Genomic DNA, 13,594 nt, shown 5'->3' on the forward strand with positions numbered 1-13,594 from the left:
CGAACCCAATGAGCGGTCGGTGGCGATCCGTTGACCGCCAGCGGTTGGCCAAGGGGGAAGGCGCTGACCTTTGAGCCTATCCCAGCGGGTTGCGTGAGACAGCGAAGCTGCTTGAAGCAGCGCTGGCGCGACCGGGGTGCCGCGTGTCCTGAGATCGGTTCCACCCCAATACAGGGTATGAGGGTCGGGTGCCCTCGGCGGGTTTGGCGGCCGTGTCGCTGATCAAGTCTTGCCCGTGCGGCACGCACCGTCCTGGGATGGGGACTGGTGGTCAGTCACGCCCGTTGACCTGGTATGCCCCGCGCCAGTCGTTGAGGCGGATGCGGCAGAGATCGCGGAGCATGCGACTGCCGTCGCGGAGGAGCGAGACGCGGCTGTCGTGCACGTGGTTCCAGCGTACCGGGAGTTCAACGACTCGGAGGCCGGATTTGGCCGCCAGATAGAGCAGTTCGACGTCGAAGGCGAAACGTTCGATTTTCTGGAGGGCGAAGATTGGGGTGATGGTCGTTCGGCGGAAGGCCTTGAAGCCGCACTGGGTGTCGCCCAGGTCGAGTCGGGTGATCCAGCGTACCATGTAGTTGAACAGCCGCCCCGAACCGCGCCGGACGCGGCTCTGGGGCGTGCCGATCATTGACGGATTCACTGCCCGGGAGCCGATGGCCAGGTCACAAGTGCCCTCTTCGATGGGGCGGATGAGGTGCAGGGCTTCGGAGATGGGAGCGGACAAGTCCGCGTCGGTGAAAAGGACGATATCTCCGCGGGCGTGGTTGAAGCCGGTGCGGACGGCCGCCCCCTTGCCGCGGTTGGTTCCCTGCCGGACGAGTGTCACGGGCGGGTCCTGGGGGAGGAGTCGCGAGCGGAGCGCCTCGACCAGATCTGGGGTCGCGTCCGTGGAGCCATCGTCCACCACGATCACATCGACGGGCCGCCCATAGGGGCGGGCGAAGGCGAGGATCTCGCCCAGGGACGATTCAATGCAGTCGGCCTCGTTGTAGGCGGGCACAATAATGGACAACGACTCGTTCATCGCCGCGAGAGGATCCCCACCATCATCAACAGACCGATGCCGCTCAGCGAGGCGATCAGCCCATGTTGGAAGCTTGCCGGCTCGAACCGGAACGTCACCTGGTGCTCCCCTGCGGGCACTGAGACGCCGCGGAAGATCCCGTTGACCTTCCACAACTCGGCTGGGTTACCGTCCAGATAGACGTTCCAGCCGGGATAGTGGAGGTCACACCATACCAGCATCTGTCGGCGGTTCAAGGAGACCTTGGCTGTAGCGGAGGAGAAGCCGTAGTATTCGATCGTCACGGTGGTGCTGTGGGCCTCACCTGGCTCAGCCAGGGCTTGTGCGCGGTCGGCCGGTGCCTCCGCCACCGCGGTTTGAGCGAGATCCAGTTGGCCGCTCTTGAGGCGAGCCAGAGCCGCAGCGAGGGAGTCTACCGCTTCCACCCGATCCACGAGGAACGCGCGTGGCAGCTCCTTTTCGGGGCGAACGCGGTAGAGCTTGACGTTGCCGGGCAACGGCACCTCCTGCCAGTCTGGATGCTCGAAGGGCTTAGCCGACATGAGATACCGAATCCCGAGCAGTGGCAGGAGGGGTGAATCGAGGGCCTTTTTCCGCTCGATGGTCATGATGATGTTGTACATGAGCAGGTTCTGCGGCTCGATGGCCTTCATGAATTCCGCGAAGTCGGTGAGGATGATCGAGTCATAGCCCCCGTAGTCCTGGAGGCCGTAGAGGCCCGGCTGGTTGGCATAGAAGACCTTCTCGGGGCCGAACCGACCGACGCGGAACAAGCCCTTGTCTTCCTGCATGTGCTGGATTGAGGCTGGGACGCGGCCGAGGACGGCTGGATCCGCGTGGGTATTGAAGGAGAAGCTAGCCTGCCCGAGGTCGAGGGCCACCAGGGACAGGGCCGCCAGGGAGACGGCCGGGGCGGCGTGCGGCCTGTGCGACTGCCACCAGGCCGTCGCCAGGGTCGTGGTCGCGATGAGCACGAGCGTTCCGAGCCGCCAGCCGTTGAGCCACAGCAGGCCGGCCAGATCGGCGGGTGCCTTGAACACACCCCGGGCTCGGGTATCGGCGGTCAACAGGGAGGCGGCCAGCGACTCCATAGGTTCCGGTAGGAAGAACAAGGCGCTTGTCCCGGCGAAGACGGCCACTCCGAACACCACGAGGAGCGTGGCCACCTCGCGGCGAGTCTTTCCAGTCGCGGCCACGAGCCGGTCGTACCAGTACTGAGCCCCGGTCGCGGCCAGGTAGGTTCCCGCGAAGACCGCCAAAAGGAGCCACCGGTACGGCGTGCGTACCTGATCAGCGCCGGGAACGAGGTGGAAGAACGCCCGGTAGACGGGTGTCACCAGGGCGAACGCCAGGGCCAGGGCGATCAACAGGCAGAAGAAGAGTCGCTCCCGAGCGGGCACCCAGAGTCCCAGCAGGGCAAACGCCAATGGAATCACGCCGAAGTACCAGCCTGACTCAACGTAGTTCTTCGGCCCGAAGTAGTGGAAGTCGTCACCCGTGGCGCTGGTGATCGGATGCCAGGCGTGATCATGCAGGTCCAAGGACTCGTGCCTGGCCGGATTGCCGAACGCGTCGGGCACGACCAGGGTGAGGAGTTCGCGGGGCCACAATGCGCTGGTCCTGGCGGTCTCCCAGCTTCCCTGACCCGCCCGAACGTTGCGTTTCATCACTTCGAGGAAGGGCAGGATCTGCGGAGCGGATATCACGGCGGCCATGAAGGCGACGGCGGCCACCTTACCCAGGAAGATGCCGCACCTGGAGGCTGACCGATGCCGTGCCGCCAGGCGAACGCCGGCCACTATGGTGAAGAGCCCGCAGGCCGCGAACGAGTAGAATGCGATTTCGAAGAAGCCTGACAGGATGGGCAGGGCAAACAGCAGCGAACCGAGGAACAGGCCGCGGAGCCTGCCTCCCGACGCGCGCGGCTCGGCCATGACATCGATCCAGAGGAGCATGAGTGGGAGCCAGATGATCGAGCCGAGCAGCATAGGCCACAGCACGCGTACGGCCAGGAATCCGCCCATCGCGAAGGTGACGCCACCGACCGCGGCTCCGAATTCCCCGGCGCCGAAGCGGCGGAAGAGCAGGTAGGTGAACACTCCGCCGAGGAGCAGATGCAGCCAGGTGAAGATCGCGTAGGCGTGGAGCACGGGGGCGAACCAGGACACGGCCCAGAAGATCGCGTTCAACGGGTAGAACGTGGACGCCTGCCCGGTGGTGTAGATGGGATGGCCGCAGAAGCTAGCCGGGTTCCAGAGGGGCAGTTCGCCGGCGGCCAGGCTTCGCCGCTGGAACTCCTTCCAGGGGAGGTTCTCGTTGACCATATCGCCGATCAATGCGTTGTGGACGGGCCCTGGGTCAGCCGGCTGGTGAGGCGGATTGTGGGCCACGATGTCGAGCGGCATGAGGACTTTGCCGCCGAAGATCGACGGCCCGAGCCAGATCGCGAGGGCGAGAGCCAGGAATAGCGCGAAACGCGGCGTTGTCCACTTCAAGCGAGGCTACCTTGCGGCGAACCGACCCACCCACGGGCGGACCCGTGGCTCCATACGTGCGGACATTCTAACGGGGTGGGGCTGGAGATGCACGCGACCTGCGGTTATCAGACCGTCCATCGACCTCCGACCGCCGACGTTTGCCTTTCGGCAGGCTGGGGGACGGTTCACCCCGGGGAGTTGAAGCCTTGATTCGATCGTGCCGATGTCAAGACAGAAGGGGCGACGTGATCTGATCGATCATGGACTGTTCTGACGAGACGACGCGATGCCAGAGAAACTGCACACGTTCTTACTTGACGAGTCCCGAGGGGACCTGGAGTCTTTCCGGAAGCCGTTCGATGATCAGGAGCAGCTTCAGGTGGTGGGTCTATGTACTCGCCTACGGGAACTCCAGCCGCACATCCAGTGCTCGCGCATTGACGTGATGATCGTGAATCTGGATACCCCTGATGAGAAGACCGGCCCAGCGGCGGTGCAGCGCATCGCCGAGCTGAATCCCCGATGCGGCATCATCGGCGTCAGCAAGAACAAGCAGTCGGACGCCATCATGTCGGCGATGCGTTCGGGGTGCTGGCGGTTCGTTCACTGGCCGATTGACCCGACCGACCTGACCGCTGCTCTGGACCACATCCGGCGGATCCGCATGCCGCAGCGTGACACCTGCCAGTACATCTGCGTGATGGCATCGGCCGGAGGCGCCGGGGCGACCACGCTGGCCACGAACCTCGCGGTTGAACTGGCAACTGTTGTTGAGAGCCGCTGTGCCCTGATTGATCTTGACCTCGAGTTTCCGGAAGTTGCCGCGGCCTACGACTTCCGACCCTCGCACAGCATCATGGACCTTTTGGCGAGTGACACCGAGATTGACCGGATGCTTGTCGAGCAGGCCATGGAGCACCTGCAGTGCAACGTATCGATCCTGCCCGGCTCGGAGGGCATCGGCAACCCGTGGGATATCGCCCCAGAGCGGATTCAGGGGCTGCTCCGGGTGCTGAGCGACATGTTTCCGTTCGCGGTCCTGAGCATGCCGCGCACGCTATCGCCCCTGGCCGCGGAAGCCCTGGCCGTTGCCCATCGGGTGTTCATCGTCAGCCAGCTTTCCGTTCCTCATCTCCGTAACGCCCTGTTCATCCACGACAGGTTGGCCGAGATGAGCCTTTCGAAGGATGGGATCGACCTGGTTCTGAATCGCTGCGACTCCGCTTTTGAGCGGATCGCCATCGAGGATGTGGAGGCCAAGCTCGGGCGGCCGGTGTACGCCCGCATTCCCAACGACTACAAGAACGTTTGCGCCGCCCGCGACCACGGGCGAATGCTCATGGCCTACTGCCCCACCAGTCGGGTGCGTCATGCGATCGTGGACATCGTCAAGCGTCTGGTCCGCGAGCAGATCGGCGAACCCTCGGTCAAGTCCGATGGTGGCTCGAGGCTTGGTTCGCTGCTGGGTCTGTTCCGCAAGCCGCGTGAGACGGCTCCGCAACCGAGCGAGGCGTGCAGCTGCCCCTGACGGGCCGGCGCGGGTCGGCACCGGAATTTCAGCCTGACTGCGAGAGCCGATGAAGAGCGGTCCCTGGCTTCCCAGCCTTGCCGCCGTTTGCCTCTTGGCGGGTATGGGTTGGCCAGCCGGCCGGGGCGGGCTCGTAGGTCCCATTCCAGCAGGGATACGAGAACCTGGGCATGTTCTGATGCGACGAGTTCGCTCGCGGGGAGCTGCAGCGATGCGGAGAAAGGGGCGCGGATCGGGATCGCCCCGGGGTGGCCGACCGGCCCGGGGATTCGCCCTCGGCGGGAAGGGTGGCTGAAGCGACCTTGCGACAGGCCGGCGGTCATCCGCATAGACAGGCTGACCTTCTTTCCGAAGCCGCGGTCGAGTTTGCCGCCCGATTAGTCACCGGCCGATCACGTCTCGGCCCGGGAAAACGCTTGTCTTGGGAGGGAGAAAGCGTATACTGGCAGAATGGTACCCGAGCGAAGTGTTTCGGGCATGACTGGGGGCGTCGGCCTGGCAGAGGAAGGGAGCTTTTTCCGCAGGGCCGCATCCCACCCAAAAGCGAGAGGCATGGGCACTTCCGAACCATGAGCTTCGCTCTGCAGGTTGACGAGTTCGCCGGTGAGCCTGGCCGGGCGGAATCGCCAACCTGACCATTCGTATTTGAGAAGATTCGTCGACCGGCCTCCCGAGACAAGCCTGGAAGTTGAGGGGGAGGTCACCTGAGCACGCCGGAAATGGAGGAGAAACGCCATGCGATGTGGAATCTGTTCTTGGTCACTGTTCGCGTCAGGACTTGCTCTGCTGCTGGTTGCACTGCCCGGTGTTACCCAGGCCGCGGACTGCAACGGCAATGGCATTGACGATCATCTTGACCTGCAGCCGTCCGGCTTCGGCTTTGCCGCGGCCGTCCACTACGCGGCTGGCGATTATGCCAAGCACGTTGCCGCGGCCGATCTTGACGGGGACGGCGACCTCGACCTCGCGGTGGTCAATCAGGAAGCCAACACCATCAGCGTCTTCAAGAACAACGGGAACGGCACCTATGCGGCGAGGGTGAATTACGCCGTAGGCGACACGCCGGTCTGGATTGTCGCCGCGAAGCTGGACGGGGACGCCGACATTGATCTGGCTGTGGCGAACAACGTGTCCGACAACGTGTCGATCCTCAAGAACAACGGCAATGCCACGTTTGCGGCGGCGGTGAACTACCCTGTTGGGGACGCCCCGACGTCGCGCGGCCCGGCGACAGCTGTTGCCGCGGCTGAGCTCGACCTCGATGGGGATGTCGATCTGGTGGTGACCGTCGCCGGTATCACCGGTCATTACGTTTCGATTCTGCGGAACGACGGGAATGCCGCCTTTGCGGCTCCCGAGAACATCTATGTCGCGGGCATGCCCGATTCGCTGGTGGTTACCGATCTGGACGGCGACGGCGACCCGGACGTGGCCGCGACCACGGGCTCCTACAACAAGGTGGCGGTGCTCAAGCACAACGGAGTCAGTTCGTTGTCATGGCCGGTGTACTATTCCTGCCCCGGCGGCTGGCGGGTTACGGCCGGCGACCTGGACCAAGACGGCGACGCGGACCTGGCGGTCACGGGGTATTGGACTGACAGGTTGTCCATCCTTCTGAACACCGGTACAGGTCTCTTTGGGGCACCCATCGACTACACAACCGGTGAAGGCCCGGAAACGCCCACGGTCGGGGACTTCGACGCCGACGGCGACCTCGATGTGGCCGTACCCACCGAGATCGACGGTGAAGTATCGATCTTCCGGAACAACGGTGATGGCACCTTGGCCGCCCCGCTGAATTATGCGGTTGGGACCACGCCGTCCTGTGCGACGGCCGCGGACCTCGACGGGGATGGGATCCTTGACCTGGCGGTTACCAATGCGGGATCGGACAACGTATCGGTGCTGATCAACCAGACGCAGCCGCCGTTCAGCCAGGACTGCAACCGCAACAACAGGCCTGACGAGTGCGACATTGCCGCGGGCACGGCGCAGGACTGCAACCAAAACGGGATCCCGGATTCGTGCGACATCGCTGGAGGCGCCGAGGACGACTGCAACCACAACGGCGTTCCGGACACCTGTGATCTTCGGGTTACGCTGTCGTTTTCTAAGCCAAAAACGATCCCGACCGGCAATGGCGCTCACGGCCTCTCCCTGGCCGACATCAACCAGGACGGTCATGCGGACCTGGTGGTGTCGAACTACGCCGCGGACAACGTTTCCCTGCTGCTCAACAACGGATTCGGCAAGTTCACGACGAGCACTCAGTCGCCCCTGACTGCAGGCAACTCACCGTATGGTGTTGCGGTCGGCTTGCTGAACGGAGACATGTACCCTGACATTGTCACCTGCAACTACAACGACGACACCGTGTCGGTCTTCCTCACGGGCAAGACCGGCAAGTACGGGGCGCAAGTCACCTACCCTGTGGGAAATGCCCCCTTCGGGGTTGCGATCGGCGACGTGACCGGAGACGGCGACAATGACATTGTGACGGCCAACTACCTGGATGACAGCGTGTCGGTGCTCAAGAACCTTGGCACGGGGACATTCCAGGTTCCATCGACCGACTACGTGGTCGGAAGCCGGCCGGTCGCGGTAGCCATTGCCCGTCTTGACGCCGGCTCCGCCCGGGACCTGGCGGTGGCCAACTTCCTTTCCGACGACGTGACGATCCTGCGGAATGCCGGGCTGGCTGGCTTCGTGACGGTGGGCACCTACGACGCGGGCAACGGCCCCCGGGGCTTTGCGGTGCAGGATCTCGACGCGGACGGCGACCTGGACCTGGCCGTCCCGAACGCTGACACCTCGCAGATGACCGTGCTCTACAATGCCGGCAATGCGACCTTTGCCAACTCGCGGTCATTCGTGGTGGGTTCTTCTATCTCGCCGCTGAACCCGCAAGGCATTGCCGCCGCGGACCTGGACAAGGACGGCGACGCGGACATTATTACTGCCAACCGCGGCACGGACGACGTTTCTGTGCTGTTGAACTACGGCAACGGCACGTTCCTTCCGGCCGTTCAGTTTGCTGCGGGGGATGGACCCGTCGCGGTTGTCGCCTGGGACTTCAGCGGCGACGGCTACCGTGACCTGGCGATCGCCAACGTCAACTCCGACGACGTATCGATTCTGGCCGGCGACCCGTTGCCGCCGGATGATCCGGACTGCAACAGCAACCAGGTACCCGACTCATGCGATATCGCCGCGGGGACGGTTCAGGACCAGAACCACGACGGCGTGCCCGACGTCTGCCAGATCGCGGCCGACTTCAACACAGACCTGGACGTCGACAGGAACGATCTGGCCAAGCTGATCCACTGCATTACTGGACCGACCATCGCCTACGACCCGCTGGCGTTGCCTTCCGGCTGCACGCTGTCCCCTGACGGATTTGGTCGCATTGCGGCCGACTTTGACCGCGACGGCGATGTCGACCAGCGGGACTTTGGGGCCTTCCAGAAATGCTACAGCGGGGAGGACATCGTTGCTGATCCGTATTGTGCGGACTGACGACGGCAAGTGTTTTCTCCTCCCGGCCAGGAGGGCCGGTCGGGCAACGGGGTCAATCGGGGTGAAGCCGCGCAAGCCGCGATGTTGTCTGGAGGCGAGGTCGGGGAGAGCTACCCGCTTCCCGGGGAGAGGACCCGAGTGGCCCTGAGACAATAAGTCCAGCAAGACCGCAAGGCCCAACTTTGTGGGCCAGGATCGCGTACAATACCGCGGAGTGTCCGTGCCGCCTGGTCGTCGCTCGCACGCGGACGAAAGGTGGAAGCGTCATCGGGGGACATCGCAGAGGAGCTCTGAGGAGGTTTGGGATTTGAAGGGACGCACGTATACCCGAAGGCAGGCGATCCGGTCAGGTGTGGCGGCGAGTCTTGCAGCCGCAGCGAGTTCGACCACTCGGGCAGCGACCTACCCGACCACGAACCCAGCCCGTTCCGAGGTCGGCAACATCATCTTCATGGTGGCCGACGGGATGAGTGCCGGTGTGCCGTCCATGACCGAGTTGCTCTCGCGTCGGGCCCGAGGCCGGGGTACGCACTGGTACGATCTGCAGCAGCATCCGGAAACGACGTGCGGGTATTTCGAGACCCACTCGCTCAACTCGCCGGTGACGGACTCGTCTGCGGCCTCGAGTGCCTGGGGCAGCGGCTCGCGGATTTTCAACGGGGCGCTCAACAAGCTGCCCGACGGCACGAATCTCACGCCTATTGCGATGCTAGTCAAGGACACCCGTCGGCGTGTCGGGCTGGTCACGACGACCACGATCACTCACGCGACTCCGGCCGGTTTCGCCGCCGTGGAGAAGGCCCGCAGCAGCGAGGATGAGATTGCCGAACAGTATCTGGACCGGGTCGATGTGCTCATGGGTGGCGGTTTGGAGTTCTTCAAGGCCGACCGCCGCAAGGATGAGAAGGATCTCATCGATGCCTACCGGGACAAGGGCTACGCGTACTGGGATCATCGGCAGCAGGTTGTGGACGGCAGCCACCCGGAGAAGGTACTCGGGTTGTTCGAGTCGGGTCATCTGCCCTATGCCATCGACCGCCAAAATCAGGAGAATCTGGCCGCGAAGCTGCCCACGCTGGCGGAGATGACCCGGGCCGCGCTAAACAGCCTGGCGCCTTCGCCGAACGGTTTCTTGCTGCAGATTGAAGGTGGGCGGGTGGATCATGCGGCGCACGCCAACGACGCTGCGGCGCTCCTATGGGAACAACTCGCGTTTGATGATGCGATCGGGGTGGTTCGCGACTTCCTGGCCGGTCACCCGGAGACGCTGGTGGTCATCACCACCGACCACGGGAACGCCAACCCCGGTCTGCGTGGCATGGGATCCGGTTACTCCGATACGGAGAAGTGCTTCGACATTCTGGCTGGCGTTCGGGGTTCGTTCGACGTTCTGCAGCAGGAGCTCAAGCGGGCCGCCCGCGATTCGGGCGGGTTGCGTGATGCGATCGTCGAGGTGGTTCGATCCACATGCGGCATCGAGCTTGCCCGGAAGGACGCTGACACGGTGGTCTCGATCGTTGCGGGCAAGCTGCCCTACGAGGCCAACAAGCAACTGGCCAATGCCCACGGTCTGCTTGGTCAGATCCTGGGGAACTACACGGGGGTGGGCTTCAACGGGACCAAGCACACCGAGGATCTTGCCCCGGTTCTGGCCTTGGGCGCGGGCCGCTCACAGTTCAGCGGCCTGCTTCGGAACACGGACGCGTTCGTCCGGATGACCGGGGCATTCGGCATCGAGTACCGAAACCCCTCGATGACCGCTGCCAGAGCCCGGGCCTACCTTTCACAAGCGCCGGAGGTGGATCCCGTCCACTGGGCATGAGCACGCGGCGGGCACGGGCCCGTCTGGCTGGGGCCGAGCTTCGGGATCGGGGGGTTGCTGCCGAAGGCTGGGCGCGGTCCTACCGAACCGTGATGTCCATGCCGATATCCAGGGCCGGGGCGGAATGGGTGATGGCCCCGACGGCGATCCGCTCGACGCCGGTGGCGGCGATCTCGCGGACGGTCTCCAGGTTGACTCCCCCCGAGGCCTCGAGCTGCGTGCGGCCGGCCGGACCGGAGGCGTTGCGTCGTCGGACGGCCTCCTGGATCTGCTTGGGGCTGAAGTTGTCGACCAGGATGACGTCGATGCCGGGCACCTTGAGCAGTTCGTCGAGTTGGCCGAGCGTGTCCACTTCGAACTCGATGAAGTCGGGGCGGGGATCCAGCTGTCGGCATCGATCGACCACCCGCCCGGCGGCGGCGGCCAGGCCGGCCACGGCCACACCCGTCAGATGGTTGTCCTTGATGAGCACCGCGTCGTGCAGGCCGATCCGGTGATTAAAGCCGCCGCCACAGCGGACCGCGTACTTGTCCAGCAGCCGCCAGCCGGGAATGGTCTTGCGTGTATCGTAGATCCGGGCCTTTGTGCCGGCCACGGCGTCCACGAACCGCCGCGTCAGCGTTGCCACGCCGCAGAGCCGTTCGAGGAAGTTCAGCAGTGTCCGCTCGATACCCAGCAGCAGGGGCAGCGGTCCATTGAGCACGGCAATCGGCGTGGTCGGGTGGATTCGATCCCCGTCCGCGAGTCGCGCGTTGACCTTGAGCTGCTCCGGATGGGCGTCGGCCAGCATGTCGAGCAGAGCTCGCCCGGCGAACACGCCCGGCTGGCGGGCGTTCAGATGAGCCGTGCCTGCCATCGGCCGATCGAACGCCACCCGCGTGGTCACGTCGAGATCGGCCCCGTCTTCCTGCAGAGCCTGATGCCACAAGATGGCCAGATGGGCTCGGTCCACGATGGGTTGGGTGCTTTCGCTCATTGCCTGAAATGCTTGCTCCTCGGTTTCCAGAATGATGGCCTGCCCTTCCGTCGTTGAGTCGGGTCAGGCTCCTCGTCGTCTTGGCCAGTTTCGTCTTTCCTGAAGGCGATCTCGGTCTGCCGGCCGGCGGTATCTTTGCCCCCTGTTTCCAGCCTGGGAACCGCCTGCAGCTCGCGCAGCCGGTCGCGGAGCATGGCCGCCCGTTCGAAGTCGAGTTTCTCGGCCGCCTCGAGCATTTCTTCCTCGACCTTGGCGATCATCTCGTCGCGATCATACTCATCCTCGCTCGCCCTGACCGCTTCGCGAGCCACCCGGCGTGCGGAGATTTCCTGCTCCAGTGAGTTGCGGATGGCCTTCTTGATCGTCTCCGGCTCAATGTGATGCTCCTGGTTGTACCTGATCTGTAGCTCGCGGCGGCGGTTGGTTTCGTCGATAGCCCGTTGCATGCTGGGCGTCATTTTGTCGGCGTACAGAACGACCACGGCGTTCACGTTGCGGGCGGTACGGCCGATCATCTGGATCAGGGACGTCTCGCTGCGAAGGAAGCCCTCCTTGTCGGCATCCATGATCGCGACCATGGACACCTCTGGAAGGTCGAGCCCTTCGCGGAGCAGGTTCACGCCGACCAGCACGTCGAAGTTGCCCCGCCGCAGGTCATTGAGGATTTCGACTCGCTCCAGGGTTTCGATATCGCTGTGCAGATAGCGGCCGCGGAAGCCCTTCTGATCGATGTAGGCCGAGAGGTCCTCGGCCAAGCGTTTGGTCAGGGTGGTTACCAGGACGCGTTCGCCGGCGGCCACCCGGCCCTCGATGCGCTTGAGCAGATCGGGGACCTGTCCGCGAGCCGCCGCGACCTCGATGGCCGGATCGACCAAGCCGGTAGGCCGGATGATCTGCTCGACAATCTCGCCGCCGCATCGTTCGAGTTCGTAGGGCCCGGGTGTGGCACTCACGAACATGGTCTGGTTCCACATGCTCTCGAATTCCTCGAACCGCAGGGGGCGGTTGTCGAGGCACGAGGGCAGCCGGAATCCGTGTTCGACCAGGACCTCCTTGCGGCTGCGGTCGCCGGCGAACATCGCTCGAAGCTGGGGCACGGTCGCGTGTGATTCGTCGAGGATCAGCAGGAAATCCCTGGGGAAGTAGTCGATCAGGGTGTACGGCCGGGAACCCGGCGGCGTGCCGTTGAAGTGCCGGGAGTAGTTTTCGATGCCGCTGCAGTAGCCGACCTCGCGGATCATCTCGAGGTCGTACTTGGTCCGAGCCAGCAACCGCTGGGCTTCGAGCAGCTTGCCCAGCCGGCGGAGTTCCATGACCCGGAGGTCCAGCTCCGCCTGAATGGTTGCCAGGGCGGCTTCTTTGCGGTCCTCGGGCATGACGTAGTGGACGGCGGGGAAGATGAAGATCTGGTCCTGCGAGGTAATCGTCTCGTTGGTCAACGAATCGATCAGGTCGATGCGGTCGATCGCGTCGCCGAAAAACTCGATGCGGTAGGCGAACTCCTCGTCGCCGGGGTGAAGTTCGACCACGTCGCCGCGCACCCGGAATTTGCCCCGCCGGAAGTCGATATCGTTACGGCTGTACTGCAGATCGACGAAGCGTTTGAGCAGCTCGTCGCGGTCCATGGTATCGCCGACGCGGATTGGAATGACGCTCCGCTTGAAGTCTTCGGGCGAGCCGAGGCCGAAGATGCAGGACACGCTGGCCACGATGACCACGTCGCGTCGCGAGGCCAGCGAAGTCGTCGCCTTGAGCCGCAGTCGGTCGAGGTCGTCGTTGCGCGAGGCGTCCTTCTCGATGTAGATGTCCCGCTGCGGAATGTAGGCCTCGGGCTGGTAGTAGTCGTAGTAGCTGACGAAGTACTCGACGGAGTTCTCGGGGAACAGCCCGGTGAACTCCTCGTAGAGCTGGGCGGCCAAGGTCTTGTTGTGGCTGATCACCAGCGCCGGCCGGTTCAGATTACGGATCACGTGGGCCATGGTGAACGTCTTGCCCGAGCCGGTCACCCCGAGCAGGCACTGGTTTCTCTGGTCGGCCTGATACGCCGCGGTCAGCTTGGCTATGGCCGCCGGCTGATCCCCCGCCGGCTCGAACGAACTGTGGATCTTGAACTCGGACATCCTGAATGACCTATCCTTCACTCAGATCGAGCGCACGCCAGGCGAACCCGCGTGCCTGAACCGCTCGGATCAGATCATAGACGCCGGAACGATGCGGTTCAAATCGGCGCTGGCACAACAGACCGTGG

The 13,594-nt window shown here is 64.1% G+C and carries 7 protein-coding genes; 3 read left to right on the forward strand and 4 right to left on the reverse strand.

Annotated features, from left to right (window positions below):
* Window positions 1–271 precede the first annotated feature (271 nt).
* Together KA354_05045 and KA354_05050 are read right to left on the reverse strand one after the other, a co-directional pair.
* Complete coding sequence (locus tag KA354_05045; GenBank protein MBP7933998.1) at window positions 272–1,027, reverse strand: glycosyltransferase family 2 protein; 756 nt, start codon at window positions 1,025–1,027, stop codon at window positions 272–274.
* Window positions 1,024–3,522 carry a YfhO family protein gene (locus tag KA354_05050; protein MBP7933999.1) on the reverse strand — a complete coding sequence of 833 codons (2,499 nt, stop codon included), beginning with the start codon at window positions 3,520–3,522 and terminating at the stop codon, window positions 1,024–1,026. The genes KA354_05045 and KA354_05050 overlap by 4 nt, the downstream gene beginning before the upstream one ends.
* Before the next feature lie 268 nt (window positions 3,523–3,790).
* On the opposite strand from KA354_05050, the gene KA354_05055 reads away from it, so the two are divergent.
* From KA354_05055 to KA354_05065, 3 genes are all read left to right on the forward strand, one after another.
* A complete protein-coding gene (locus KA354_05055) occupies window positions 3,791–5,032 on the forward strand; it encodes a response regulator (protein MBP7934000.1) in 1,242 nt (413 codons plus the stop codon).
* Window positions 5,033–5,767: 735 nt separating this feature from the next.
* Window positions 5,768–8,548: a VCBS repeat-containing protein gene (locus tag KA354_05060; protein MBP7934001.1), complete on the forward strand. Its 2,781-nt coding sequence runs from the start codon at window positions 5,768–5,770 to the stop codon at window positions 8,546–8,548.
* Between the two features lie 307 nt (window positions 8,549–8,855).
* Window positions 8,856–10,370 carry an alkaline phosphatase gene (locus tag KA354_05065; protein MBP7934002.1) on the forward strand — a complete coding sequence of 505 codons (1,515 nt, stop codon included), beginning with the start codon at window positions 8,856–8,858 and terminating at the stop codon, window positions 10,368–10,370.
* Window positions 10,371–10,449: 79 nt separating this feature from the next.
* Here the strand turns inward: KA354_05065 and nadC are convergent, their stop codons facing one another.
* Together nadC and uvrB are read right to left on the reverse strand one after the other, a co-directional pair.
* Entirely contained in the window at window positions 10,450–11,346 is an 897-nt protein-coding gene (gene nadC / locus KA354_05070; GenBank protein MBP7934003.1) for a carboxylating nicotinate-nucleotide diphosphorylase, read from the reverse strand.
* Window positions 11,343–13,466 (reverse strand): excinuclease ABC subunit UvrB, encoded by a 2,124-nt coding sequence (uvrB, locus tag KA354_05075; GenBank protein ID MBP7934004.1) that lies wholly within the window; start codon window positions 13,464–13,466, stop codon window positions 11,343–11,345. Before uvrB ends, nadC begins: the two co-directional genes overlap by 4 nt.
* Window positions 13,467–13,594: the final 128 nt, after the last annotated feature.

It is taken from the genome of Phycisphaerae bacterium (assembly GCA_018003015.1).
Lineage (GTDB): Bacteria > Planctomycetota > Phycisphaerae > UBA1845 > PWPN01 > JAGNEZ01.

What these genes read in the sequence shown, in the direction of transcription:
- uvrB (MBP7934004.1), bottom strand. Translation starts at nt 13,466, where the DNA reads ATGTCCGAGTTCAAGATCCACAGTTCGTTCGAGCCGGCGGGGGATCAG.
- nadC (MBP7934003.1), bottom strand. Translation starts at nt 11,346, where the DNA reads ATGAGCGAAAGCACCCAACCCATCGTGGACCGAGCCCATCTGGCCATC.
- KA354_05045 (MBP7933998.1), bottom strand. Translation starts at nt 1,027, where the DNA reads ATGAACGAGTCGTTGTCCATTATTGTGCCCGCCTACAACGAGGCCGAC.
- KA354_05055 (MBP7934000.1), top strand. Translation starts at nt 3,791, where the DNA reads ATGCCAGAGAAACTGCACACGTTCTTACTTGACGAGTCCCGAGGGGAC.
- KA354_05060 (MBP7934001.1), top strand. Translation starts at nt 5,768, where the DNA reads ATGCGATGTGGAATCTGTTCTTGGTCACTGTTCGCGTCAGGACTTGCT.